Here is a 25,964-nt window from a genome sequence, read left to right on the forward strand (position 1 = left end):
AGTCTAAGCATGACTATTTCTGTTGCGGTTTCGGGAGCCAGCGGCTACGCCGGGGGAGAGGTCCTTCGCCTGCTTGCCGGACACCCAGGTGTGACCATCGGTGCCATCACAGCCCACAGCAATGCCGGTTCCCGCCTCGGTGAACTGCAGCCGCACCTCCATGGACTGGCCAGCCGCATCCTTGAAGACACCACCGTGGAGAACCTTTCCGGCCATGATGTTGTCTTCCTGGCGCTGCCGCACGGAGCCTCCGCCGAGATCGCTTCCCAGCTTCCCGAAGGGACGATTGTCATCGACGCCGGCGCGGACCACCGCCTCGAGGACCCCGCCGCATGGGAGAAGTTCTACGGCTCGCCCCACGCGGGCACCTGGCCCTACGGGCTCCCGGAACTGCCAGGGCAGCGTGAAGCCCTCAAGGGCGCCAAGCGCATCGCCGTTCCCGGCTGCTACCCAACCTCCGCCCTCCTGGCACTGACCCCCGGATTCGCCGCGCACCTGCTGGAGCCGGACGACGTCGTGATTGTGTCCGCTTCCGGCACCTCGGGCGCGGGCAAGGCTGCCAAGGTCAACCTGATCGGCGCCGAAGTCATGGGTTCGATGAGTCCCTACGGCGTGGGCGGCGGGCACCGGCACACCCCCGAGATCGAGCAGGGCCTCTCCAACGCAGCCGGGGAAAAAGTCAGCGTTTCCTTCACTCCCACGCTTGCACCGATGAGCCGCGGCATCCTGACCACCGCCACCGCCAAGGTCAAAGACGGCACCACCGCAGCGCAGCTTCGCCAGGCGTGGACCGAAGCGTACGACGACGAGCCGTTCGTCCACGTGCTGTCCGAGGGCCAGTGGCCCGGGACCAAGTCCGTGCAGGGCTCCAACCACGCCGCCATGCAGCTGGCCTTCGACGCGCACACGGGACGGGTCATCGTCACCTGCGTGATTGACAACCTCACTAAGGGCACGGCCGGCGGCGCTGTGCAGTCCATGAACATCGCACTCGGCCTGCCCGAAACCGCCGGCCTCAACCTCCAGGGAGTAGCCCCGTGACCATCACCGCACCCCAGGGATTCCGGGCAGCCGGCGTCACTGCCGGACTCAAGGCCTCCGGCAACCCGGACCTCGCCCTGGTCGTCAACGACGGCCCCTCCAAGGCGGCCGCCGCCGTCTTCACCAGCAACCGCGTGGCGGCAGCCCCCGTGCACTGGTCCCGCCAGGTGGTCTCCGATGGCCGCGTTGACGCCGTCATCCTCAACTCCGGCGGAGCCAACGCCTGCACCGGCCCCACCGGGTTCCAGAACACCCACAGCACCGCCGAGAAAGTGGCCAAGGTGCTGGGCATCTCGGCCACCGACGTCTTTGTCTGCTCCACCGGGCTGATCGGCGAGCAGCTGCCCATGGACAAGATCCTGCCGGGGGTTGAGGCCGCTGCTGCCGAGCTCAGCACTGACGGCGGACCGGCTGCCGGCACCGCCATCATGACTACCGACAGCGTGCCAAAGTCGGCCCTCTTCATCGGCACCGACGCCGACGGCCAGGAATTCAGTATCGGCGGGATCGCCAAGGGTGCCGGCATGCTGGCGCCCGGCCTGGCCACCATGCTGGTGGTGCTCACCACGGATGCCATGGTGCAGCCGGAGCTGCTCGACGTCGTCCTCCGCGATGCCACGCGCGTCACCTTCGACCGCGCCGACTCCGACGGCTGCATGTCCACCAACGACACCGTGGTCCTCCTGGCTTCCGGCGCCGCCGGTGCCGTTCCCTCCGCTGAAGCGTTCGGCGAGGGCCTGACCCAGGTCTGCGCCGAGCTGGCCCGGAAGCTGATTGCCGATGCTGAAGGTGCCAGCCATGACATCGCCATCCGCACGTTCAACGCCGCCAGCGAAGCCGATGCCGAAACGGTCAGCCGCTCGGTGGCCCGCTCCAACCTGTTCAAGGCCGCCATCTTCGGCAAGGACCCCAACTGGGGCCGCGTGCTGTCCGCCGTCGGCACCACGGACGCCGTCTTCGAACCGGACAAGCTCAACGTGGCCATGAACGGCGTCCAGATCTGCCGCAACGGCAGCATCGGGGACGACCGGAGCCTCGTGGACCTGGAACCACGCGAGGTGCTGGTGGAGATCGACCTGCAGGCAGGCGACGCCGAAGCCACCATCTGGACCAACGACCTCACCCACGACTACGTGCACGAGAACAGCGCCTACTCCAGCTAGGGGCTCCGCCAGCCATTGCCCGCCCAAGGCATAAACCGCTGTGGAAAGTGACAACATGAACACCCAGACGCGTGAAACCACCAGCATGTCCGCTGCCCAGGACAAGGCGGCAACCCTGATCGAGGCGCTGCCCTGGATCCAGCGGTTCGCCGGCACCACCATGGTGGTCAAATACGGCGGCAACGCCATGGTCAACGACGAACTGCGCCGCGCCTTCGCCGAAGACATCGTCTTCCTCCACCATGTGGGCATCCACCCCGTGGTGGTCCACGGCGGCGGCCCCCAGATCAACTCCATGCTGGGCCGGCTGGGCATTGAATCCGAGTTCAAGGGCGGCCTCCGCGTCACCACCCCCGAAGCCATGGACGTGGTCCGCATGGTCCTCACCGGCCAGGTGGGACGCGAACTGGTGGGCCTGATCAACTCCCACGGACCCTACGCCGTCGGCATGTCCGGCGAAGACGGCGGACTGCTGCGCGCCGTGCGCACCGGCACCGTGGTGGACGGCGAAGAAGTGGACCTCGGGCTGGTGGGCGAGGTGGTGGGCGTGGACCCCGCCGGCATCGTGGACATCCTCGACGCAGGGCGCATTCCGGTGATCTCCACGGTGGCCCCGGAAATTGTCGACGGCGGAGAGGGCGTGGCGGGCACTGCCCGGTTCCAGCCCACGGGCCAGGTCCTGAACGTCAATGCGGACACCGCAGCGGCCGCCGTCGCCTCGGCGCTGGGCGCCTCCAAGCTGGTGATCCTGACCGACGTCGAGGGCCTCTACGCCAACTGGCCGGACAAGTCCTCGCTGATCTCATCCCTCACCGCGTCGGAGCTGCGGCAGATGCTGCCCAGGCTCGAATCAGGAATGATCCCCAAGATGGCTGCCTGCCTCAAGGCCGTTGACGAGGGCGTTGAACGGGCACACATCGTGGACGGCCGCCTGGCCCACTCCATGCTTCTTGAAACATTTACGACGGCGGGCATCGGCACCCAGGTAGTCCCGGACGAGGAGATCAACGGATGAACACGATGGAAAACCTGGAGCACCGCACACCCGTTGCTGAGCTTGTGGAGACTACGGGCCACGCGGGCTCCGAGTGGCTCTCCCGCTACTCCAGCTCCCTCATGAACGTCTTCGGTACGCCCCAGCGCGTCCTGGTCCGCGGTGCAGGCTGCCTGGTGTGGGACGCCGACGGCAAGGAATACCTCGACCTGCTGGGCGGCATCGCCGTCAACGCCCTGGGCCACGCGCACCCGTTCGTGACGTCAGTCATCGCCAGCCAGCTGGCCACCCTGGGCCACGTCTCCAACTTCTTTACCAGCCCTACCCAGGTGGCACTGGCCGAAAAACTCCTGGAACTGGCCCACGCTCCGGCCGGCTCCAAGGTGTTCTTCAGCAACTCCGGCACGGAAGCCAACGAGGCCGCCTTCAAGCTGGCCCGCCGCAACACCGGAACCGGTGAGGTCAAGCGGACCAAAATCATTGCCCTTGAGGGTGCCTTCCATGGCCGGACCATGGGAGCGCTGGCACTCACGGCCAAGGAAGCCTACCGGGCGCCCTTCGAGCCGCTGCCCGGCGGCGTGGTCCACATCCCGTTCGGGGATGTGGAGGCACTCAAGGCAGCAGTGGACGAAACCGTGGCGGCCGTGTTCCTGGAACCCATCCAGGGTGAAGCCGGCGTCCGGCCGCTGCCGCCGGGCTACCTGAAAGCTGCGCGGGAGGCCACCAGCAAGGTCGGCGCGCTGCTGATCCTGGACGAGGTCCAGACCGGAATCGGACGCACCGGAAAGTGGCTCGCAAGCGAGGACGCCGGGATCGTCCCCGACGCGATCACCCTGGCCAAGGGACTGGGCGGTGGTTTCCCCATCGGTGCCCTGATCACCGTGGGCGGGCAGACGTCGTCGTTGTTGTCCGCCGGCCAGCACGGCACCACTTTCGGCGGAAACCCCGTGGCCACGGCAGCCGCCCTCGCCACCCTCCACGCCCTCGAAAGCCAGAACGTCCTGGCCAACGCCACGGCGGTGGGGGAGCACCTGCGCTCCGCGCTGGCCGCGATCCCGGGCGTGACCGAGGTGCGGGGCGAAGGGCTGCTGATCGGGTTCGACCTGGACGCCGACGTAGCCCCCGCCGTGGTGCAGGCAGGCCTCGACGCCGGCTTCATCATCAACAGCCCGGGCCCGCGCACCATCCGCCTGGCACCGCCGCTGATCCTCACCACGGCACAGGCCGACACCTTCCTCGCCGCATTCCCGGCAATCCTCCAGACCGCTAAGGACGCCCAGTGACCACCGCAACCCGGCACTTCCTCAAGGACACCGACCTCAGCCCCGCCGAACAGGCCGAAGTCCTTGAGCTCGCCGCCCGCATGAAGGCTGCCCCTTACAGCGTGCAGCCGTTCGCCGCGCAAGGCAGCGGCCGCAAGACCGTGGCCGTGATCTTCGACAAGACCTCCACCCGGACCCGGGTCTCGTTCGCCACGGGCATCGCGGACATGGGCGGCAACGCCCTGATCATCAACCCCGGCGAGGCGCAGATCGGGCACAAGGAATCCGTGGAGGACACCGCCAAGGTGCTCGAACGGATGGTCTCCACCATCGTGTGGCGCACCGGACCGCATGCCGGCCTGGTGGCCATGGCGCAGAACTCCAGGGTTCCGGTCATCAACGCCCTGTGCGATGACTACCACCCGTGCCAGCTCCTGGCCGACCTGCTGGCCGTCAAGGAACACAAGGGCAACCTCAAGGGGCTCACCATGAGCTACCTGGGCGACGCCGCCAACAACATGGCCAACTCCTACCTGCTTGCCGGGGTCACCGCAGGCATGCATGTCCGCATTGCCGGGCCGGAGGGCTACTTGCCGGCCGCGGAAATTGTGGCGGCGGCAGAGGAACGTGCGGCCGAAACCGGCGGTTCCGTCCTGATCACCACCGATGCAAAGGAAGCACTGAAGGGTGCCGACGTCGTCGCCACGGACACCTGGGTATCCATGGGACAGGAAGCCGAGAAGGAAGCCCGGATGCAGCTCTTCCGGGACTACTCCGTCGACTCGGACGCCATGGCACTCGCTGCGGATGACGCCGTCGTGCTTCACTGCCTTCCCGCCTACCGTGGCTACGAGATTTCCGCCGACGTTATCGACGGCCCGCAATCCATCGTCTGGGACGAGGCGGAAAACCGGCTGCACGCCCAGAAGGCGCTGATGGCATGGCTGATGCACCGCTCAGGCCTGGCCTTCGTCGATGGCCTTTCCCCTGTCGAAGGCACCGGAGAGAGCACGTTCTAGTGTCCGCCCAGCCGTCCACTCCGGGCACCAGCCCGGCCACCAAGACCGCCCGGCAGGCGCGCATCACCGCCATCCTCACCGGGCAGTCCGTGCGTTCCCAGGCTGAGCTTGCGGCGCTGCTGGCCGACGACGGCGTACAGGTCACCCAGGCCACGCTATCGCGCGACCTGGTGGAACTGGGCGCCGTCCGCGTCCGCGGCAAGGAAGGCGTCCTGGTCTACGCCGTCCCCGGCGAAGGCGGCGAACGGGCCGCCAAGAGCGGCGTGACCCAGGAGATCCTGGACGCGCGGCTGGCCCGGCTGTGCAGCGAACTGCTGGTCACCGCCGAAGCCTCCGCCAACATCGCCGTCCTGCGCACCCCGCCCGGCGCCGCCAACTTCCTGGCCCTGGCGATCGACCACTCGGTGATGCCGTCCATCCTGGGCACCATCGCCGGCGACGACACCGTCCTGCTGGTCTCCCGCGACCCGCTGGGCGGCCCGGACCTCGCAGCCCGCTTCCTGCAAATGGCCGAGGAAGCCGGGCAATAAGCTTGAAGACAACGAAACAACCAACCCCAACAAGGAGCATCTAAAGTGACTGAACGCATTGTGCTGGCCTACTCCGGCGGCCTGGACACCTCCGTCGCCATCGGCTGGATCGGTGAAGCCACCGGTGCCGAGGTCATCGCCGTGGCGGTCGACGTCGGACAGGGCGGCGAATCCCTGGAAACCATCCGCCAGCGCGCCCTGGGCTGCGGCGCCGTCGAGGCCTACGTGGCCGACGCGTCCGACGAGTTCGCCAACGAATACTGCGTGCCCACCCTGAAGGCCAACGCACTCTACCAGGGCCACTACCCGCTGGTGTCCGCCATCTCCCGGCCGGTCATCGTCAAGCACCTGGTGAAGGCCGCCCGCGAATTCGGCGCCACCACCGTGGCCCACGGCTGCACGGGCAAGGGCAACGACCAGGTCCGCTTCGAAGTGGGCATCCAGACCCTGGGCCCGGACCTGAAGTGCATCGCACCGGTCCGCGACCTCGCCCTGACCCGCGACAAGGCCATCGCCTTCGCCGAGGAAAAGGGACTGCCCATCGAGACCACCAAGAAGAACCCGTACTCCATCGACCAGAACGTCTGGGGCCGCGCCGTGGAAACCGGCTACCTCGAGGACATCTGGAACGCGCCCACCAAGGACATCTACGACTACACCGCCACCCCGGAGTTCCCGCCGGCGCCGGATGAGGTCACCATTTCTTTCGAAGCCGGCGTTCCGGTAGCGATCGACGGCGTCAAGGTCACCCCGCTGCAGGCCATCAAGGAACTCAACCGCCGCGCCGGCGCACAGGGCGTGGGCCGGATCGACGTCGTCGAGGACCGCCTGGTGGGCATCAAGTCCCGCGAGATCTACGAAGCACCGGGTGCCATGGCGCTGATCACCGCGCACAAACACCTCGAGGACATCACGGTTGAGCGCGAGCAGGCGCGCTTCAAGGCCACCGTCGGCCAGCGCTGGGCCGAGCTGGTCTACGACGGCCAGTGGTTCTCCCCGCTCAAGCGCTCCCTGGACGCCTTCATCGAGGACACCCAGAAGTACGTCTCCGGCGACATCCGCATGACCCTGCACGGCGGCCAGGCCATCGTAAACGGCCGCCGCTCCGACACCTCGCTTTACGACTTCTCGCTGGCAACCTACGACACCGGCGACACCTTCGACCAGTCCCAGGCCAAGGGCTTCATTGAGCTGTGGGGCATGTCCGCCAAGGTTGCCTCGGGCCGCGACATCCGGGTCGCAGGGAAGTAGCCCCTGTGGCTGAGCTTAAGGCTGAGGCTACAAACACGGGTGCGCTGTGGGGCGGCCGGTTCGCCGGCGGCCCCGCGGACGCCCTGGCCGCGCTGAGCAAGTCGACGCACTTTGACTGGCGGCTGGCGCGCTACGACATTGCCGGTTCCAAGGCGCACGCCCGCGTGCTGCACAAGGCCGGGCTGCTGGACGACGCCGAACTGGAAGGCATGCTGGCTGCGCTCACCCAACTGGATGAGGACGTTGCGTCAGGCGCCTACCTGCCCGCCGAGTCCGATGAGGACGTGCACGGGTCGCTGGAACGCGGGCTGATCGAACGGGCCGGGGCCCAGCTGGGCGGCAAGCTCCGCGCCGGCCGGTCCCGGAACGACCAAGTGGCAACGCTGGGCCGGATGTTCCTGCGCGACCATGCAAAGATCATCGCCCGCGGCGTCCTGGCCACGGTGGACGCGCTCGTGGAGCAGGCCAAGGCCCATCATGGTGTTGCCATGCCGGGCCGCACCCACCTGCAGCATGCCCAGCCGGTCCTGCTCAGCCACCACCTGCTGGCCCACGCCTGGGCCTTGCTGCGCGACGTGCAGCGGCTTCAGGACTGGGACAAGCGGGCAGGCGTGTCGCCCTACGGCTCCGGCGCCTTGGCCGGGTCCTCGTTGGGCCTCGACCCGGAAGCCGTGGCGGCGGACCTCGGGTTCTACTCCGCCGTGCACAACTCGATCGATGGCACCGCGTCCCGCGACGTCTTCGCCGAGTTTGCCTGGGTTTGTTCCATGATCGGCGTGGACCTGTCCCGCATCTCGGAGGAAGTCATCTTCTGGGCCACCAAGGAGTTCTCCTTCGTCACGCTGCATGACTCGTACTCCACGGGATCCTCGATCATGCCGCAGAAGAAGAACCCGGACGTGGCGGAGCTGGCCCGCGGCAAGGCGGGGCGCCTGATCGGCAACCTGACCGGGCTGCTGGCCACGCTCAAGGGCCTGCCGCTGGCGTACAACCGCGACCTGCAGGAGGACAAGGAGCCGGTGTTCGACGCCGCCGACACCCTGGAGCTGCTGCTCCCGGCCGTGTCCGGCATGATCGCCACCCTGACGTTCAACACGGAGCGGATGGAGTCGCTGGCCCCGCAGGGCTTCGCGCTGGCCACGGACATCGCCGAGTGGCTGGTCCGCCAGGGCGTGCCGTTCCGCGAGGCGCACGAACTCTCCGGCGCTGCCGTCAAGCAGGCGGAATCCCGCGGCGTGGAGCTGTGGGACCTCACGGACGAAGAGTATGCGGCCATCTCGGCGCACCTCACGCCCGAGGTTCGCACTGTCCTGTCCACGGAAGGGTCCCTGAACAGCCGCAACTCGCAGGGCGGAACTGCGCCGGCCGCCGTCGAACGCCAGCTGGTTGCGCTCGAAGCGGAGCTCGCGGGCGTGCGGGAGTACGCCAAGTAACACCTGGGCGGATGCTCCCTGCCCGCACCTCCGCGAGATGGCACTTTGCAGCAATGTTTTCCACAAACACTGCCGTGAAGTGTCATCTCGCGGCGTTTAATGTGGCCGCTAGGCTGGCTCCATGAGCGAAACCTTCCGCAAATTCCTTCGCACCCTTCCCGACTTTCCGTCCGACCTGCCCGGTTTCGACCCGGACAATGCACCGCAGGACCCAGCGCTGCTGTTCAAACAGTGGCTGGATGAGGCGCTGGACGCGGGGGAGCAGCAGCCGCACGCGTTCAGCCTGGCCACTGTGGGCGCGGCATCCGGGGGCGGGCTCCAGCCGTCCTCGCGGATGCTGATCCTGAAGAACATTGACGACGACGGCTGGCACTTTGCCACGTCCCGCACCTCGCGCAAGGGCCGGGAACTGGCCGCCGAGCCACGTGCCGCCATGAACTTCTATTGGCCGGGCATGGGCCGGCAGGTCCGGGTAGCTGGCAACGTGGCCGAGCTCTCCGCCGAGGCGTCCGCGGTGGACTGGCACGAGCGGCCCCGGGCCGATGGCAGCGACAATCCGCACTGGCAGCTTTACGCCGTTCAGCCCACCGAGATCGAGTTCTGGCAAGCCAGCAACGACGGCAACCATGTCCGGCACCGTGTGGGGCCGGACGGAACCCTGCTGGATTGAGGTACCTGGGCTGGATTAAGTACCTGGCCCACCTGACTGCTCCGCTAGGCTGGCCGCATGACCTCTCCTTCTCCTGCCGTGCTCCTGGCTGAACTGCACAAGGCCGCCGCGGCGCTGACTGCCGGGCTGGACCGCATCCCCGACGGCGGCGAAACCGCTCCGTCCACCCTTCCCGGCTGGAGCCGCGGCCACCTCCTGGCCCACGTCGCAGGAATCTGTGACGCCCTGGCCCGGCAGGTGGAGTACGGCCGCCGCGGCGAAACGGTGGAGCTCTACGACGGCGGCGTGGAAGGCCGCAACCGCGCCATCGACCTCGCCGCCGGGCACAGCCTCGAGGAGCACCGGGCGGACGTGAAGGCTGCGCTGCAGCGCGCACTGGCCGCCTTCGACTCGCTGGGTGAAGACGAGTGGCAGACGCGGATCGCGTTCCGCGACGGCGTCATCTTCGATGCTGGGCTGGCGCTCTGGCGCGAGCTGGTCATCCACACCGCGGACCTGGACAGCGGCACGGGACCCGAAATATGGAACCGGGAATTCTGCTCCCACCTCTTCGACTTCCTGGCGGCCCGCGTCCCGGCCGAAACCCGGCTGGTCCTGCAGCCGGTGGCACTTCCGCCGCTGGCCCTCGGTGCCGGCGGCAGCACCGTCGTCGTCAGCGGCATGGTCACGGACATCGCCGCATGGCTTGCGGGGCGGAAGCCATCGCTGGACAGCCTCCGGGCCACTGCCGCCGGGGACGGCAGCGACCTTCCCGCCCTGCTGCCCTGGCCGTCAGCGATGCCCGACCCCAAGTAACACGTCCTTGCTCTATCACTTGTGGTCCCTAAATCGGGGTTTTAGGGACCACAAGTGATAGAGCAACCCAGGGGGGGTGGGGGAGTTGCCAGGCGTCAGGCGGCCTCGCGGGACAGCAGGCTTTCCTTGACGCGCAGGCCCCAACGGAAGCCGCCCAAGGATCCATCAGTCCGGATTACGCGGTGGCAGGGCACGAACAACGCCGCCGCATTGAAGGCACACGCGCTGGCGGCGGCCCGCACCGCACGCGGGTTGCCCGCGAGGGCCGCATACTCGGTGTACGTGACCGGTGAGCCGGGCTTGACCTGGCGCAGCACATCCCACGCATGGACACGGAACGGGCCGGACTGCTGCAGGACCGGAACTGCCATGGCCGGGGCGGGGTCGCCGTCGTAGAAGGCCTCGACGGCGGATGAGATCCCGCCGAGGTCCGTCACCTCCTCCACGGCGTCGGGCCGCAGTGCGGGATGGACCTGTCCGGTCAGTTCCCCAAGGCCTGCCGTCCACCCCGAAGCAAGGACCACGCCATCCCGGGCAAGGATGGTGAACGGTCCGTCCGGTGTAGACAGCTGCAACAGTTGGGCTTTCATGGCATCCCTCTCGCGGGAACGGTTGTTGTCAGTGCGGGCCGTGCCGCAGCGCGCCACAGGTGCATGGTGGCGTAGGAGCGCCACGGGCTGGTCTCCCGGAAGTCAGGGCTGAGGGTGCCCTCACCATTATCGAGGGCGCGGATCCCGTTCCGCACGGCGGCGTCATTGGCAAGGAAGACGTCCGGGGCGCCCAGGACCCGCATGGCCACGTACCCTGCGGTCCACGGTCCCACCCCGGGCAAGGGCAGCAGTTTGGCGGCCAGGCTTGCGGGGTCATCCCCGTAACCGAACTCCAGTTCTCCGGCGGCCATGGCTGATGCTGCCTGAAGCAGCGATTCGGTCCGCCTCCTGGGCCCGCGTAGCAGATGTTCTGCTGCGGCTATTTGGGCCGGGGTGGGGAAAAGCCTGTCCAGGCCGTCGCCGGCGGTACTGCTGGGACTGCCGGCCGCGGACAGCTGGGTCAGTGCGGTCCGTGCCGCTGCCACTGTTATCTGCTGGCCCACCATGGCCCGGACCAGCAGCTCCTGCGGGTCCAGCGCCCCCGGCAACCGCATCCCGGGAGCGGAGGCAACCGCGGCAGCAAGCCGGGGATCGGCGGTGAGGGCGGCGTCAATCGCTTCCGGATCTGCGTCCAGGTCGAACAACCGCCGCACGCGGCTCAGCAGTGCCGGTAGGTCGCGAAGGTCCACCGCGCCCACGGTGAGGGTGAGCTGCCCTTCCCGCGTGCCGCCGTCGTACGCCACCCGGAAGCGCCCGTCGCCGTGGGGGAGCCGCAGGGTCCGTGCGTAGGAGGTGGGCGTGCCCTCTTCAATCCCTGGGAGGGCGCGGACGGCCAGGAAGGAGAAGATGCCCGGATCGAACGGCGGACGGTAGGGGAGGCCCAGGGTCAGGGCCGTCGTGCCGCCGCCGGCCATCGGGTGCCGCACGGTCCTGCGGAGGGCCGTGGGGGTCATGTCGAACACCTCGGCGATGGTTTCGTTGAATTGCCTCACGCTGCTGAAGCCGGCGGCGAAGGCGATGTCGGCCAGCTTCATGGAGGTGGACACCAGCAGCGTCCGCGCGGTCTGGGCCCTTGCAGCGCGGGCCAGCGACAGGGGACCGGCGCCGAGCTCCTGGCCCAGGATCCGGTTGAGCTGGCGGGGCGAATAGCCCAGGCGGGAGGCCAAACCGGCAACCCCGTCCCGGTTGATCACGCCGTCATTGATCAGCCGCATCGCGCGGCCCGCAACGTCCTGCCGCACGTTCCAGGCCGGCGTACCCGGCACGGCCTCCGGCAGGCAGCGTTTGCAGGCGCGGTAGCCTGCCTCGTGTGCCGCGGCGGAGGTCTCGTAGAACGTCACGTTTGACGCCTTGGGGGTCCGGGCCGGGCACGAGGGGCGGCAGTAGATCCCCGTGGTGCGGACGGCCGTATAGAACTGGCCGTCGAACCGGGGGTCACGGGCATCGATTGCCCGGTAGCGCTGCCAGAAGTCCATTCCTTCATCCTGCCAGCCTGCCGCGGCAGGTACTAGCGGAAATCGGACATGGCCGTGGACGGCCGGAATCCGTTGCCCGGCCGCATTGCGGGGAGCTGAAGCCGCCCCCAGCTGGGTAAGGTCAAGCAATGAACGAAAGTACTTCGGACGCCGGGCAGCTTCGGAGCTTCCTGTCCGGGGATGCCCGCGAGCTTGCTCCGCAACTGCTGGGCGCCGTCCTGACGCACCAGTCCCGGGAGGGCGCCGTGTCCATCCGGCTCACCGAGGTTGAGGCGTATCTTGGGCCCGAGGATTCCCTGCACCCGGACCCCGGCTCCCATACCTACCGCGGTCCAACCCCGCGCAATGCCCCGATGTTCGGTCCGGCCGGTCACCTTTATGTGTACTTCACCTACGGCATGCACCACTGCACCAACATCGTTTGCGGCCCGGCCGGCGTCGCGTCCGCCCTGCTGCTGCGCGCGGGCGAAGTGGTGGACGGCCTGGAACTGGCCCAACGGCGGCGTCCTACGTCGAAGAGTCCTGCCGACCTGGCCAGCGGTCCGGCCCGCCTCGCCAAAGCGCTGGGATTGACGACGGCGGACAGCGGCCGGGATGCGCTTGCTCCGCCTTTTGGCCTGGAGCTTCCCTCCGGCTCCAGTGGTCCGGTCAGTTCCGGTCCGCGGGTGGGCGTGGCCGGGGCCGGGGGGTCCGAGGAATACGCCTGGCGGTTCTGGCTCAGCGGGGATCCCACCGTCTCCAAATACAAGGCGGCCAAGCCCCGGACCAGGAAGCAGCAGGACGCCCTGCCGCCGGCTGCAACGTTTCATAAGCGTTAACGGAAATGGTTGTAGAATGGACGGTCTGTCTTTCGCGATAGGGGAACGTTAATGCACGACGCCGAATTGGCCCACGAACGGGAGTATGTAGCCGGCCTGTATGCCCGGCTGGAGGAACTCCGGGAGGAAAAGCGCCGCCAGCTGGCGCAGGTCCGGCGCGCCGGAGCCGTGGGCACCATGCAGAACGTTTCCGAACGTGATGCGTTCGCCGCACTGTATGAGGACCGCCTGGCGCAGCTGGATGCGGTGGATGACCGGCTGGTCTTCGGCCGTCTGGACCTGGATTCCGGGGAAGCCCAGTACATCGGCCGCATCGGGCTCACCACCGAGGACCTGCAGCGGCTGATGGTGGACTGGCGGGCACCTGAGGCCGGCCACTTCTACCAGGCCACGGCCTTCGACCGGCAGGGCGTACGCCGGCGCCGGCACCTGATCCTGCAGGGACGCGACGTCAAAGCCATCGAGGACGACGTCCTGGACGCCGGAATGCTCACGGACGACGAATCGCTGCAGGGCGAAGGCGCCCTGCTCGCCGCCCTGAACTCCAAGCGGACCGGCCGCATGTCGGACATTGTCAGCACCATCCAGTCGGAACAGGACCGGATCATCCGGTCCTCCATCTCCGGCGCCGTCGTGGTCCAGGGCGGGCCGGGTACCGGCAAGACCGCCGTGGCCCTGCACCGTGCCGCCTACCTGCTGTACACCCACCGTGACCGCCTTAAGAGTGCAGGCGTGCTGCTGGTGGGCCCGTCGTCGTCGTTCATGAAATACATCGAACGGGTGCTGCCCTCGCTTGGCGAGACCGGCGTTGTCATGGCCAGTGTGGGCCGCCTGATGCCCGGCATCAATGCCGTTCCCGAACCCGATCCGGACGCGGCCGCCATCAAGGGCCGCCTGGACATGGCGGCCATCGTGACCAACGCCGTGTCCAACCGCATGCGCGTCCCCGCGCAGAACCGGATCCTCGAAGTGGACGGCCGCAAGCTCACTCTGACGCCCCGGCAGGTCCGGCGCGCCCGGGAGCGCGCCCGTGCCACCGGAAAGCCTTACAACGAGGCACGCGTGACGTTCGTGAAGATCCTGCTGCGCGAACTGACCGAACAGATGACCGAACTCGTTGAGGCCGGCAACCTCGGCAACAACGCGGACCGTTCATACCTTGCCGAGGACGTCCGGGCCGCCCGGGACGTGCGGATCGCGCTGAACCTGTGCTGGATGCCCATGACGCCGGAGAAGCTGATCTCCGATCTGTTCAGCAAGCCGGAGGTGCTGGAATTCTGCACCCCCAACCTGACCCCGGCTGAGCGGGCGCTGCTGCAGCGTCCCGCGGATGCCCCTTGGACCGAATCCGATGTGCCGCTGCTGGACGAGGCCGCCGAACTGCTCGGCGAGCTGGACCCGGCTGCCGGGCGCGGGCTGGCGCAGCAGGAGCACGACCGTGCCCGCGACCTGGCCAACGCAAAGCAGACCCTGGTCAACATGGAAGCCGCCGGCGTGGACCCCTTGATGTCCGCGGAGGAACTGGCCGAGCAGAACCGGGAGCAGGAAGCCCGGCAGACCGCCGCCGAACGCGCCACGAGCGACCGAACCTGGGCCTTCGGGCACATTGTGGTGGATGAAGCGCAGGAACTCTCACCCATGCAGTGGCGGCTGCTGGTCCGGCGCTGCCCGCTGAAGTCCTTCACCATTGTGGGCGATATTGCCCAGACCAGTTCCGTGGCCGGCGCCAACTCGTGGCAGGGGGCACTGGCCCCCATGTTCGGCGACCGCTGGCAGCTGGAGGAGCTGACCGTCAACTACCGCACGCCTTCCCAGATTGCTGAAGCAGCCGTCAGGATGGCCAACGCCGCGGGCCTGGTGGTGTCCGCGCCCAAGGCGGTACGCGAGGGGCGCTGGGCGCCCATCATCGACGAAGTCGGGCAGGATACGGTGGTCAGCAAGCTGGTGGAGGTCCTCCCGGAAGAAATCAAGGCGCTCGACGGCGGCCTGCTCGCCGTCATTGCCGACGGTGACCTCCTGCCCGAGGCCACGGCAGCCCTGCGCGCCGTGTACGGGCGCCGCATCGGCACGGGCGCCGGCAGCTACGAACAGGACATCGTGGTGATCAGCCCGCGCGAGGCAAAGGGCCTGGAGTTCGACGGCGTCGTGGTCCTGGAACCGTCCGTCATGCTCAACCATGAGCACGGCAAGGTGGGGGACCTGTACGTGGCCATGACCCGTGCCACGCAGCGCCTGCGGCTGATTGCCTCGCAGCCCGTGCCTGCCGGGATCGCCGGCTGACCCGCTGTGGGGCGTTACTGCTAACTTAGGAAGCGTGCCAGAACTGAACAACCTCGAACCGCAGCGCAACGACCCCACTTTCGCCAACATTTGGCAGGAACTGAAGTGGCGTGGGCTGGTCCATGTATCAACCGACGAAGCAGAGCTGGAAAAGCTCCTCGCCAATGGGCCGGTCACGTACTATTGCGGCTTCGATCCCACCGCGCCAAGCCTGCACCTGGGCAACCTTGTCCAGCTCCTGGTCATGCGGCGGCTCCAGCTGGCCGGTCACAAGCCACTCGGACTCGTAGGCGGCTCCACCGGCATGATCGGCGATCCCCGTCCGACGGCGGAGCGTACCTTGAACACGAAGGACACGGTGGCGGAGTGGGTTGGCTACCTGCAGGCCCAGGTCAGCCGCTTCCTCAGCTTCGAGGGTGACAACGCCGCCAGGATCGTGAACAACCTGGACTGGACGGCTCCGTTGAGCGCCATCGACTTCCTGCGTGAGGTGGGCAAGCACTTCCGGGTGGGAACCATGCTGCGCAAGGACGCCGTGGCGTCCCGTCTGAACTCCGATGAGGGCATCAGCTACACGGAATTCAGCTACCAGATCCTCCAGGGCATGGACTACCTGCAGCTCTACCGCGACTACGGCTGCGTGCTGCAGACCGGCGGCTCGGACCAGTGGGGCAACCTCACCAGCGGTACCGAACTGATCCGCAAGGTGGAGGGCAAGAGCGTCCACGCCCTGGGAACGCCCTTGATCACCAACTCTGACGGAACCAAGTTCGGCAAGAGCGAGGGCAACGCCATTTGGCTGGATGGCGGCATGTGCAGCCCCTACGCCTTTTACCAGTTCTGGCTCAACACGGCGGATGCAGACGTGGTGGACCGGCTCAAGGTGTTCACGTTCCTGACGCGTGCGGAGATTGAGGAGATCGCGGTTTCCGTGGCCGAGCGCCCCTTTGCCAGGGAAGGCCAGCGGAAGCTTGCTTTCGAAGTGACCTCACTGGTCCACGGAGTGGACGCGACTGAAAAGGTCATTGCTGCTTCCGCCGCCCTCTTCGGCAACGGCGACCTGGCTGCCCTGGACAAGGCAACGCTGCAGGCGGCTACCTCCGAGCTCCCTTCCACCACAGTGCAGGTGGATGGGATGGGAATTATCGACCTGCTGGTGGCGTCCGGTCTTTCAGAAAGCAAGTCTGCCGCCCGCCGGACAGTGGGCGAGGGGGGTGCCTACGTGAACAACGAGAAGGTCTCCGATCCCGAAGCCGTGATCTCCGAGTCCGAACTTTTGCACGGCCAGTACCTGCTCCTGCGCCGGGGCAAGAAGAACCTGGCCACCGTCGAGGTGCTGGTTCCCTAGCACCTTCGGGTCCTGCATGCACGCCCTTCCGCAGCCGATTTGCACGGCTGCTGGAGGGCGTGTATTGTTTTCTGAGTCGCCGCCGCTGAGTGGCGACAAACCCCAACTTCTGAGAAGCAATTCTTACCGCGCAGGGCGTGGAACTGGAGAAATTGCTTCTCATTTTGCTGGGCGGATTCATTCCACCGAGTGAATTCCGGGAAAATAGCCGGATTTGCAAAAGTGAATATGAATGAAATAAGATTGAAACATCGCAGCGAAGAAATACGGAATAAACAAATTCATTGAATTGGTTCCGGGAATATTCGAATGTGTCTGTTGTTTGAGAACTCAATAGTGTGCCAAGTTTGTTGATACCGATTTTTTATAAATTGGTTGAATTTGCTGTGCCGCCACCCCGTGGTTGGCATGGTGTTTTTAGCTGGTTTCAAATTTTGCAGCTGTTTCTGCCGTTATTTCCGGTGGTTGTGGTTGTGTCTGTTTTTGTTTTACTTCAACGGAGAGTTTGATCCTGGCTCAGGATGAACGCTGGCGGCGTGCTTAACACATGCAAGTCGAACGATGAAGCCCACTTGTGGGTGGATTAGTGGCGAACGGGTGAGTAACACGTGAGTAACCTGCCCTTGACTCTGGGATAAGCCTGGGAAACTGGGTCTAATACCGGATATGACCTTCCATCGCATGGTGGTTGGTGGAAAGCTTTTGTGGTTTTGGATGGACTCGCGGCCTATCAGCTTGTTGGTGGGGTAATGGCCTACCAAGGCGACGACGGGTAGCCGGCCTGAGAGGGTGACCGGCCACACTGGGACTGAGACACGGCCCAGACTCCTACGGGAGGCAGCAGTGGGGAATATTGCACAATGGGCGCAAGCCTGATGCAGCGACGCCGCGTGAGGGATGACGGCCTTCGGGTTGTAAACCTCTTTCAGTAGGGAAGAAGCGAAAGTGACGGTACCTGCAGAAGAAGCGCCGGCTAACTACGTGCCAGCAGCCGCGGTAATACGTAGGGCGCAAGCGTTATCCGGAATTATTGGGCGTAAAGAGCTCGTAGGCGGTTTGTCGCGTCTGCCGTGAAAGTCCGGGGCTCAACTCCGGATCTGCGGTGGGTACGGGCAGACTAGAGTGATGTAGGGGAGACTGGAATTCCTGGTGTAGCGGTGAAATGCGCAGATATCAGGAGGAACACCGATGGCGAAGGCAGGTCTCTGGGCATTAACTGACGCTGAGGAGCGAAAGCATGGGGAGCGAACAGGATTAGATACCCTGGTAGTCCATGCCGTAAACGTTGGGCACTAGGTGTGGGGGACATTCCACGTTTTCCGCGCCGTAGCTAACGCATTAAGTGCCCCGCCTGGGGAGTACGGCCGCAAGGCTAAAACTCAAAGGAATTGACGGGGGCCCGCACAAGCGGCGGAGCATGCGGATTAATTCGATGCAACGCGAAGAACCTTACCAAGGCTTGACATGAACCGGTAACGCCTGGAAACAGGTGCCCCGCTTGCGGTCGGTTTACAGGTGGTGCATGGTTGTCGTCAGCTCGTGTCGTGAGATGTTGGGTTAAGTCCCGCAACGAGCGCAACCCTCGTTCTATGTTGCCAGCACGTGATGGTGGGGACTCATAGGAGACTGCCGGGGTCAACTCGGAGGAAGGTGGGGACGACGTCAAATCATCATGCCCCTTATGTCTTGGGCTTCACGCATGCTACAATGGCCGGTACAAAGGGTTGCGATACTGTGAGGTGGAGCTAATCCCAAAAAGCCGGTCTCAGTTCGGATTGGGGTCTGCAACTCGACCCCATGAAGTCGGAGTCGCTAGTAATCGCAGATCAGCAACGCTGCGGTGAATACGTTCCCGGGCCTTGTACACACCGCCCGTCAAGTCACGAAAGTTGGTAACACCCGAAGCCGGTGGCCTAACCCCTTGTGGGAGGGAGCTGTCGAAGGTGGGACTGGCGATTGGGACTAAGTCGTAACAAGGTAGCCGTACCGGAAGGTGCGGCTGGATCACCTCCTTTCTAAGGAGCACCTCCAACCTTTTCCTGTCCTGGTGGATGCCGGGGTGGGGGGTTGTCAGGAAGCAAGCCCGCAGCATGGACGTTTGTTCCGTGGCGGGTGCTCATGGGTGGAATATCAACGAATAGGTGCCTGGTGGCACGAATCATTTGTGCTAGTACGGGCCGGCTCCTTTGTGGGTTGGTTCAGGAACGTTGTGTGGTTTGTTCTGCTGGGTAGTGTTTGGCACACTGTTGGGTCCTGAGGCAACAGGACCGTTTGGGGGCCTTCGGCTTTCCTGGACGGGAGTGTTTGTTTCTGGTTTCCCTGCCATGACGTCCCGTGCATGCTAACCCTTTTGGGGGTTGTGTGCGGGGGTGTGTGGTGTGGGGTTGTTGTTTGAGAACTACATAGTGGACGCGAGCATCTTGTATAAGAAGCAATTTCCAAGATTAATGAACCTGGATCTGGCTGCGCTGTTGATGCCCTTTTTTGGGGTGTTGGGGTGTGGTTGGTTTTCGTGGTTCTCTCGAAAATGTTTTTGATCTTTGTGGTCAAGTTTTTAAGAGCACACGGTGGATGCCTTGGCATTAGGAGCCGAAGAAGGACGTAGGAATCTGCGATAAGCCTGGGGGAGTCGATAACCGGACTGTGATCCCAGGGTGTCCGAATGGGGAAACCCCGCCAAGCGCGCGAGTGACTTGGTGACCCGTACCTGAACACATAGGGTGCGTGGGGGGAACGCGGGGAAGTGAAACATCTCAGTACCCGCAGGAAGAGAAAACAATAGTGATTCCGTTAGTAGTGGCGAGCGAACGCGGATCAGGCTAAACCGTTCCATGTGTGATAGCCGGCGGGCGTTGCATGGTCGGGGTTGTGGGACTTTCCATACCAGTTCTGCCGGGCTGGTGGGGTGTGATGTGCGCGCATAGGTGAACGGTTTTGAAAGGCCGGCCAGAGAGGGTGTTAGTCCCGTAACCGTAATGTGTTTGTACCGCCTGTGAGAGTATCCCAAGTAGTACGGGGCCCGAGAAATCCCGTGCGAATCTGTCAGGACCACCTGATAAGCCTAAATACTCCCTAATGACCGATAGCGGACCAGTACCGTGAGGGAAAGGTGAAAAGTACCCCGGGAGGGGAGTGAAACAGTACCTGAAACCGTGTGCTTACAATCCGTCGGAGCCAGTCTGATTCTGGTGACGGCGTGCCTTTTGAAGAATGAGCCTGCGAGTTAGTGTTACGTCGCGAGGTTAACCCGTGTGGGGCAGCCGTAGCGAAAGCGAGTCTGAATAGGGCGTTGCAGTGGCGTGATCTAGACCCGAAGCGAAGTGATCTACCCATGGCCAGGTTGAAGCGACGGTAAGACGTCGTGGAGGACCGAACCCACTTCAGTTGAAAATGGAGGGGATGAGCTGTGGGTAGGGGTGAAAGGCCAATCAAACTTCGTGATAGCTGGTTCTCCCCGAAATGCATTTAGGTGCAGCGTTGCGTGTTTCTTGCTGGAGGTAGAGCTACTGGATGGCTAATGGGCCCTACAAGGTTACTGACGTCAGCCAAACTCCGAATGCCGGTAAGTGAGAGCGCAGCAGTGAGACTGTGGGGGATAAGCTTCATAGTCGAGAGGGAAACAGCCCAGACCACCAACTAAGGCCCCTAAGCGTGTGCTAAGTGGGAAAGGATGTGGAGTTGCGAAGACAACCAGGAGGTTGGCTTAGAAGCAGCCACCCTTAAAAGAGTGCGTAATAGCTCACTGGTCAAGTGATTCCGCGCCGACAATGTAGCGGGGCTCAAGTACACCGCCGAAGTTGTGGATTTCGGATTTTAGCTAAGCCGCCCCTTGTGGGTTGGTTCAGGCGTCCGGAGTGGTAGGGGAGCGTCGTGTGGGCGGTGAAGTCGCGGTGTAAACCAGCGGTGGAGCCTACACGAGTGAGAATGCAGGCATGAGTAGCGAAAGACGGGTGAGAAACCCGTCCGCCGAATGATCAAGGGTTCCAGGGTCAAGCTAATCTGCCCTGGGTAAGTCGGGACCTAAGGCGAGGCCGACAGGCGTAGTCGATGGACAACGGGTTGATATTCCCGTACCGGCGAAAAACCGCCCATGCTGAGCGGGGGATACTAACTGCCCGAAACCTGCCCGACCGTCCTTTGGATGGAAGGGTTTTGGTGGAGCGCAGGACCTGATCCCGGGAGGCAAGCGTATTAACAGGTGTGACGCAGGAAGGTAGCCGAGCCGGGCGATGGTTGTCCCGGTCTAAGGATGTAGGGCGAGTGGTAGGCAAATCCGCCACTCACGTGCCTGAGATCTGATGGGACCCCCGTTTGGGGGGATTTGGTGATCCTATGCTGCCGAGAAAAGCATCGACGCGAGGTTTTAGCCGCCCGTACCCCAAACCGACACAGGTGATCAGGTAGAGAATACCAAGGCGATCGAGAGAATTATGGTTAAGGAACTCGGCAAAATGCCCCCGTAACTTCGGGAGAAGGGGGGCCCCAACCTTGATGGACACTTGCTGTCCGGAGGGGATCGGGGCCGCAGAGACCAGGGGGAAGCGACTGTTTACTAAAAACACAGGTCCGTGCGAAGTCGCAAGACGATGTATACGGACTGACTCCTGCCCGGTGCTGGAAGGTTAAGAGGACCGGTTAGCCGCAAGGCGAAGCTGAGAATTTAAGCCCCAGTAAACGGCGGTGGTAACTATAACCATCCTAAGGTAGCGAAATTCCTTGTCGGGTAAGTTCCGACCTGCACGAATGGAGTAACGACTTCCCCGCTGTCTCAACCATAAACTCGGCGAAATTGCAGTACGAGTAAAGATGCTCGTTACGCGCAGCAGGACGGAAAGACCCCGAGACCTTTACTATAGTTTGGTATTGGTGTTCGGAGTGGCTTGTGTAGGATAGGTGGGAGACGTTGAAGCCCGGACGCCAGTTCGGGTGGAGTCATCGTTGAAATACCACTCTGGTCACTTTGGACATCTAACTTCGGCCCGTAATCCGGGTCAGGGACAGTGCCTGATGGGTAGTTTAACTGGGGCGGTTGCCTCCTAAAAAGTAACGGAGGCGCCCAAAGGTTCCCTCAGCCTGGTTGGCAATCAGGTGTCGAGTGTAAGTGCACAAGGGAGCTTGACTGTGAGAGAGACATCTCGAGCAGGGACGAAAGTCGGGACTAGTGATCCGGCGGTACATTGTGGAATGGCCGTCGCTCAACGGATAAAAGGTACCTCGGGGATAACAGGCTGATCTTGCCCAAGAGTCCATATCGACGGCATGGTTTGGCACCTCGATGTCGGCTCGTCGCATCCTGGGGCTGGAGTAGGTCCCAAGGGTTGGGCTGTTCGCCCATTAAAGCGGTACGCGAGCTGGGTTTAGAACGTCGTGAGACAGTTCGGTCCCTATCCGCTGCGCGCGCAGGAAATTTGAGAAGGGCTGTCCTTAGTACGAGAGGACCGGGACGGACGAACCTCTGGTGTGTCAGTTGTACTGCCAAGTGCACCGCTGATTAGCTACGTTCGGATGGGATAACCGCTGAAAGCATCTAAGCGGGAAGCTCGCTTCGAGATGAGATTTCCATACACCCTCGGGTGTGAGAGGCCCCCAGCCAGACCACTGGGTTGATAGGCCGGATGTGGAAGCGAGGACTAACGACTCGTGAAGCTGACCGGTACTAATAGGCCAACAACTTACACCACACAGATATATACAAAACTCTGCTTGCGTCCACTATGTGGTTCCCAACCAACAACCCGCCACGGGAAACGTGTTGAACGGAACCAACAACTAAATACACAACACCACAATGTTGTAACCACAAGATTTCCCACACCCACCAAAACACCGGGGGTGACGGGTAAAAGGGTTACGGCGGTCATAGCGTGGGGGAAACGCCCGGTCCCATTCCGAACCCGGAAGCTAAGACCCACAGCGCCGATGGTACTGCACCCGGGAGGGTGTGGGAGAGTAGGTCACCGCCGGACACACATTAATGGTCGAGGCTCCAACCACACGGTTGGGGCCTCCCACATTTAACAGCCCAGGACCCGAAGGACCACCCAACACATCCCCCACACCGCAACCCAGGAAACCAGCAGGAGCTGATGGGGCGTGCTTGCGAAACCTGTCAAAGGTGGGTGGGCGCCGCTGTGAAGATGGCCACGATACCGCCGCCAGGGCTTGCACTGTCCCGCGGGATATTGTGGCTCCACTAGAATTGATGAAGATGTACGGACTTCGAAGCGCTTGATTTCGGGTTGCGTAGGAAACGAAACGAGCGGCTGCAGTTGCGCCAGTGGTCGGCTCACAACAGGAGGAATCCATATGGCCGAGCACAACGGGGGCAACCGCGGCAACGACCGTGGCGCGTTCCGCGGCAACAACAACTCCGGTGGGGATCCCCGCGGATTCCGGTCCCGGTCCGACCGCGACGGCGACAACTTCTCCCGTGGTGGTGCTGCCGGCGGTGAGCGGAAGCCGTTCGGTGACCGGGATCGTAAGCCGTTTGGTGATCGTCCGCGCCGTGATGGCGAGGGTGACCGGCGTGGTTTTGGTGGTGGTGCTGCCGCCGGTGACCGGAAGCCGTTCGGTGACCGGGATCGTAAGCCGTTTGGTGATCGTCCGCGCCGTGATGGCGAGGGTGACCGGCGTGGCTTTGGCGGCGGTGACCGTGACCGGAAGCCGTATGGTGACCGTCCGCGCCGTGACGGTGAGGGTGACCGGCGTGGCTTTGGCGGCGGTGACCGTGACCGGAAGCCGTATGGCGACCGCCCCCGCCGTGACGGTGAGGGTGACCGCCGAGGTTTTGGTGGCGGAGCCGGTGGCGGTGAGCGGAAGCCGTTCAGTGACCGTGACCGTAAGCCGTTTGGTGATCGTCCGCGCCGTGACGGTGAGGGTGACCGCCGTGGCTTTGGTGGCGGTGACCGTGACCGTAAGCCGTTTGGTGACCGGCCACGCCGTGACGGTGAGGGTGACCGCCGTGGCTTTGGTGGCGGTGACCGTGACCGTAAGCCGTTTGGTGACCGCCCCCGCCGTGACGGCGAGGGTGACCGCCGTGGCTTTGGTGGCGGTGACCGTGACCGTAAGCCGTTTGGTGAGCGCCCCCGCCGTGACGGCGAAGGCGACCGCCGCGGTTTCGGCGGCGAGAACCGCAAGCCGTTCGGAGACCGGCAGGACCGGGCGCCGCGCAGCTTTGACCGCGGTGACGCACGTGGCGAATCCGGCCGTGGCGGCTCCGGCCCCCGTGGCTTTGGCCGGGACCGCCAGGAGGAGCGCCCTGTCCGGGTGCCCAACGCCGCCGACCTTCGCAGCGCCAACCGTCCTGACCGGGAACGCTCACCAGAGATTGATGAGGACGTCACGGGCAAGGAACTGGACCGCGCCACGCACCACCAGATCAAGACCCTTGAGCCCAAGAGTGCAGAGTGGGTGGCCCGCCACTTGGTGATGGCCGGCCGCCTCATTGATGACGAGCCCGAGCTTGCCTTCCAGCACGCTCTTGCGGCCAGCCGCCGCGGTGGAAGACTCGCTGCCGTCCGTGAGGCCGTTGGCCTGACTGCGTATGCTGCCGGCCACTACGGCGAGGCGCTCCGCGAGTTCCGCACCTTCCGCCGGATCAGCGGTTCCAATGTGCACCTGCCCGTGATGGCCGACTGTGAACGCGGCCTGGGGCGCCCGGACCGCGCCCTCGATGTTGCCCGCTCGGAGGAAGCCCAGGACCTTGACGCTCCCGGCAAGGTGGAACTGGCCATTGTAGCGGCCGGTGCCCGGACCGATCTCGGCCAGCTGGACGCGGCAGTGGCCGAACTTGAAATCCCGCAGCTGGACATGAACCGTGCCTTCTCCTACAGCCCCCGCCTCTTCCGCGCCTACGCCGATGCACTGGCAGCGGTAGGACGCCAGGAAGAATCGGAGAAGTGGAGCCGCCAGGCCGTAGTGGCAGAGAACGCCTTGGGCCAAGGTGCGGACCAGGAACCCGAAATCATCGACCTCGGCTGGGACGAGGAAGAAGAGGCGCGGGAAGAGGCTGAACGGCGCAGGATGCTGGAGCATGCCTCCACAGCTGCCGGGACAGACGCAGCCGCCGAAGCCACTGCAGCAGCTGAACCTGAAAACACCCGCGCCACCGAAGCGGCCGCAGTACAGGACAGCAACCTCGATGACCAGGACGCCGACTACTTCGTCTCGGACGACGCCGAATCGGACCAGGACTCCGTGGAACTCGACGAGCCCGGGACTGCAGCCACTGAGGACGCCGACGCGGAGGGTACCGCTGACGCCCACCACGATGAAGAGCGCCGGGAAGACTGAACAGTCATGAGTGAGGTTTCTCTGGTCTCGCGCTTCGATGCGCTCCTCGCCGACCTGGACGGCGTGGTCTATGCCGGGCCCAACGCCATTCCAGGAGCCGTGGATTCGCTGCAGCAGCTCTCCGGTCTGGGGATCGGCCTCGGCTACGTGACCAACAACGCCTCCCGCTCCCCGGGAGAGGTTGCAGCACATCTCCGCGAGCTGGGTGCGCCTGCCCAGGACGACCAGGTGGTCAGCTCCTCCCAGGCGGCGGCCGAGCTGCTCGCCTCGCTGCTGGCACCCGGGTCAAGGATCCTCATCACGGGCAGCCCGGCGCTTGCCCGGGAAATCGAGCTCGTGGGCCTGGTGCCCGTGGGCAGCCAGGCGGAGGACCCAGTGGCGGTGGTCCAGGGGTTCAGCCCCGCCATTGGCTGGAAGGACCTGGCGGAAGCCACCTATGTGGTGTCTGCTGGGGCGCTGTGGGTGGCCACCAACACGGACATGTCCATTCCCCAGGCGCGGGGCATCGCTCCGGGTAACGGCACCCTGGTCGCCGCCGTCGCTGCTGCCACCGGCCAACAGCCCCGGGTTGCCGGAAAGCCGGAGGCGCCGCTGTTCCACTCGGCCGCCAAGCGCCTCGGAGCCGAGCGTCCCCTGGTGGTGGGCGACCGGCTGGACACGGACATCCTGGGCGGCAACAATGCCGGCTTTGCCACCGTGGCTGTCCTGACCGGCGTCGACACGCGCGAAACCATCCTCGCCGCAAGGGCGGCGGAACGGCCCAACTACATCATCGGAAACCTGACGGACCTGCACCGGCCGTACCCGCAAGTGACGCACGACGACGGCACCTACCTGTGCGGCCAGTCAACGGCGCGCGTGGCCAACGGAGCGGTGGGCATCATTGGCAGCAAGGATCACCTCGACTCCTGGCGTGCCGCATGCGCGGCCTGGTGGGCGGAGACGCCCGATGCCGCAGCCCCCCAGGCGCCCAAGCTGGTGTGGCTGGATCACTAGACTGGTT

Annotated in this window: 17 protein-coding genes and 3 rRNA genes; 18 read left to right on the forward strand and 2 right to left on the reverse strand. The window is 64.7% G+C overall.

Translation table 11 applies throughout. The features are described 5' to 3' along the window. Nucleotides 1-9 precede the first annotated feature (9 nt). The 10 genes from argC (at nucleotide 10) to FBY33_RS12685 (ending at nucleotide 10,158) form a co-directional block, all read left to right on the forward strand. Entirely contained in the window at nucleotides 10-1,041 is a 1,032-nt protein-coding gene (gene argC / locus FBY33_RS12640; protein WP_142030868.1) for an N-acetyl-gamma-glutamyl-phosphate reductase, read from the forward strand. After that, on the forward strand, nucleotides 1,038-2,204 hold the full coding sequence (gene argJ, locus FBY33_RS12645) for a bifunctional glutamate N-acetyltransferase/amino-acid acetyltransferase ArgJ (RefSeq protein WP_142030869.1): 1,167 nt from the start codon (nucleotides 1,038-1,040) through the stop codon (nucleotides 2,202-2,204). Before argC ends, argJ begins: the two co-directional genes overlap by 4 nt. A gap of 55 nt (nucleotides 2,205-2,259) precedes the next feature. After that, complete coding sequence (argB, locus tag FBY33_RS12650; protein WP_142030870.1) at nucleotides 2,260-3,219, forward strand: acetylglutamate kinase; 960 nt, start codon at nucleotides 2,260-2,262, stop codon at nucleotides 3,217-3,219. Continuing rightward, nucleotides 3,216-4,481 (forward strand): acetylornithine transaminase, encoded by a 1,266-nt coding sequence (locus FBY33_RS12655; RefSeq protein ID WP_142030871.1) that lies wholly within the window; start codon nucleotides 3,216-3,218, stop codon nucleotides 4,479-4,481. Before argB ends, FBY33_RS12655 begins: the two co-directional genes overlap by 4 nt. Next, entirely contained in the window at nucleotides 4,478-5,479 is a 1,002-nt protein-coding gene (gene argF, locus FBY33_RS12660) for an ornithine carbamoyltransferase (protein ID WP_142030872.1), read from the forward strand. Before FBY33_RS12655 ends, argF begins: the two co-directional genes overlap by 4 nt. Then, nucleotides 5,479-6,009 carry an arginine repressor gene (locus FBY33_RS12665; protein ID WP_056338242.1) on the forward strand — a complete coding sequence of 177 codons (531 nt, stop codon included), beginning with the start codon at nucleotides 5,479-5,481 and terminating at the stop codon, nucleotides 6,007-6,009. The genes argF and FBY33_RS12665 overlap by 1 nt, the downstream gene beginning before the upstream one ends. A 45-nt stretch (nucleotides 6,010-6,054) precedes the next feature. Continuing rightward, nucleotides 6,055-7,260 (forward strand): argininosuccinate synthase, encoded by a 1,206-nt coding sequence (locus FBY33_RS12670; protein WP_056338239.1) that lies wholly within the window; start codon nucleotides 6,055-6,057, stop codon nucleotides 7,258-7,260. Nucleotides 7,261-7,265: 5 nt separating this feature from the next. Continuing rightward, nucleotides 7,266-8,693, forward strand: a complete 1,428-nt coding sequence (argH, locus tag FBY33_RS12675; protein ID WP_142030873.1) for an argininosuccinate lyase — start codon at nucleotides 7,266-7,268, stop codon at nucleotides 8,691-8,693. Between the two features lie 121 nt (nucleotides 8,694-8,814). Next, entirely contained in the window at nucleotides 8,815-9,363 is a 549-nt protein-coding gene (locus FBY33_RS12680; protein WP_142030874.1) for a pyridoxine/pyridoxamine 5'-phosphate oxidase, read from the forward strand. 57 nt (nucleotides 9,364-9,420) lie between these two features. Beyond that, on the forward strand, nucleotides 9,421-10,158 hold the full coding sequence (locus tag FBY33_RS12685; protein ID WP_142030875.1) for a maleylpyruvate isomerase family mycothiol-dependent enzyme: 738 nt from the start codon (nucleotides 9,421-9,423) through the stop codon (nucleotides 10,156-10,158). Between the two features lie 95 nt (nucleotides 10,159-10,253). Here FBY33_RS12685 and FBY33_RS12690 read toward each other — a convergent pair whose 3' ends face one another. Both FBY33_RS12690 and FBY33_RS12695 read right to left on the reverse strand, forming a co-directional pair. Next, on the reverse strand, nucleotides 10,254-10,748 hold the full coding sequence (locus tag FBY33_RS12690; RefSeq protein WP_142030876.1) for a methylated-DNA--[protein]-cysteine S-methyltransferase: 495 nt from the start codon (nucleotides 10,746-10,748) through the stop codon (nucleotides 10,254-10,256). Then, the gene (locus tag FBY33_RS12695; RefSeq protein ID WP_142030877.1) at nucleotides 10,745-12,223 is read right to left on the reverse strand and encodes an AlkA N-terminal domain-containing protein; all 1,479 of its coding nucleotides are present in this window, start codon (nucleotides 12,221-12,223) and stop codon (nucleotides 10,745-10,747) included. Before FBY33_RS12695 ends, FBY33_RS12690 begins: the two co-directional genes overlap by 4 nt. 128 nt (nucleotides 12,224-12,351) lie before the next feature. Here FBY33_RS12695 and FBY33_RS12700 point away from each other — a divergent pair, with 128 nt between their 5' ends. From FBY33_RS12700 to FBY33_RS12735, 8 genes are all read left to right on the forward strand, one after another. Beyond that, a complete protein-coding gene (locus FBY33_RS12700; RefSeq protein ID WP_142030878.1) occupies nucleotides 12,352-13,041 on the forward strand; it encodes a DNA-3-methyladenine glycosylase in 690 nt (229 codons plus the stop codon). Between the two features lie 51 nt (nucleotides 13,042-13,092). After that, nucleotides 13,093-15,321, forward strand: a complete 2,229-nt coding sequence (locus FBY33_RS12705; protein WP_142030879.1) for a HelD family protein — start codon at nucleotides 13,093-13,095, stop codon at nucleotides 15,319-15,321. A 34-nt stretch (nucleotides 15,322-15,355) separates the two neighbouring features. Next, the gene (gene tyrS / locus FBY33_RS12710; protein ID WP_142030880.1) at nucleotides 15,356-16,669 is read left to right on the forward strand and encodes a tyrosine--tRNA ligase; all 1,314 of its coding nucleotides are present in this window, start codon (nucleotides 15,356-15,358) and stop codon (nucleotides 16,667-16,669) included. 493 nt (nucleotides 16,670-17,162) lie between these two features. Further along, nucleotides 17,163-18,684 (forward strand): 16S ribosomal RNA (locus FBY33_RS12715). 529 nt (nucleotides 18,685-19,213) lie between these two features. After that, nucleotides 19,214-22,350: ribosomal RNA gene (locus tag FBY33_RS12720) — 23S ribosomal RNA — on the forward strand. A gap of 168 nt (nucleotides 22,351-22,518) precedes the next feature. After that, nucleotides 22,519-22,635: ribosomal RNA gene (gene rrf, locus FBY33_RS12725) — 5S ribosomal RNA — on the forward strand. Together the 16S, 23S and 5S rRNA genes form the textbook arrangement of a ribosomal RNA operon. A gap of 340 nt (nucleotides 22,636-22,975) precedes the next feature. Next, nucleotides 22,976-24,961, forward strand: coding sequence for a tetratricopeptide repeat protein (locus FBY33_RS12730; RefSeq protein WP_142030881.1), 1,986 nt, complete (start codon nucleotides 22,976-22,978; stop codon nucleotides 24,959-24,961). A 6-nt stretch (nucleotides 24,962-24,967) separates the two neighbouring features. Beyond that, nucleotides 24,968-25,957, forward strand: coding sequence for an HAD-IIA family hydrolase (locus FBY33_RS12735; RefSeq protein ID WP_142030882.1), 990 nt, complete (start codon nucleotides 24,968-24,970; stop codon nucleotides 25,955-25,957). The last annotated feature ends 7 nt before the right edge of the window (nucleotides 25,958-25,964 follow it).

It is taken from the genome of Arthrobacter sp. SLBN-112 (assembly GCF_006715225.1).
Classification (GTDB): domain Bacteria; phylum Actinomycetota; class Actinomycetes; order Actinomycetales; family Micrococcaceae; genus Arthrobacter.

Coding starts and splice junctions, on each gene's coding strand:
- argC (WP_142030868.1), top strand. CDS start 10: ATGACTATTTCTGTTGCGGTTTCGGGAGCCAGCGGCTACGCCGGGGGA.
- argB (WP_142030870.1), top strand. CDS start 2,260: ATGAACACCCAGACGCGTGAAACCACCAGCATGTCCGCTGCCCAGGAC.
- FBY33_RS12655 (WP_142030871.1), top strand. CDS start 3,216: ATGAACACGATGGAAAACCTGGAGCACCGCACACCCGTTGCTGAGCTT.
- FBY33_RS12680 (WP_142030874.1), top strand. CDS start 8,815: ATGAGCGAAACCTTCCGCAAATTCCTTCGCACCCTTCCCGACTTTCCG.
- FBY33_RS12685 (WP_142030875.1), top strand. CDS start 9,421: ATGACCTCTCCTTCTCCTGCCGTGCTCCTGGCTGAACTGCACAAGGCC.
- FBY33_RS12690 (WP_142030876.1), bottom strand. CDS start 10,748: ATGAAAGCCCAACTGTTGCAGCTGTCTACACCGGACGGACCGTTCACC.
- FBY33_RS12695 (WP_142030877.1), bottom strand. CDS start 12,223: ATGGACTTCTGGCAGCGCTACCGGGCAATCGATGCCCGTGACCCCCGG.
- FBY33_RS12700 (WP_142030878.1), top strand. CDS start 12,352: ATGAACGAAAGTACTTCGGACGCCGGGCAGCTTCGGAGCTTCCTGTCC.
- FBY33_RS12705 (WP_142030879.1), top strand. CDS start 13,093: ATGCACGACGCCGAATTGGCCCACGAACGGGAGTATGTAGCCGGCCTG.
- FBY33_RS12730 (WP_142030881.1), top strand. CDS start 22,976: ATGGCCGAGCACAACGGGGGCAACCGCGGCAACGACCGTGGCGCGTTC.
- FBY33_RS12735 (WP_142030882.1), top strand. CDS start 24,968: ATGAGTGAGGTTTCTCTGGTCTCGCGCTTCGATGCGCTCCTCGCCGAC.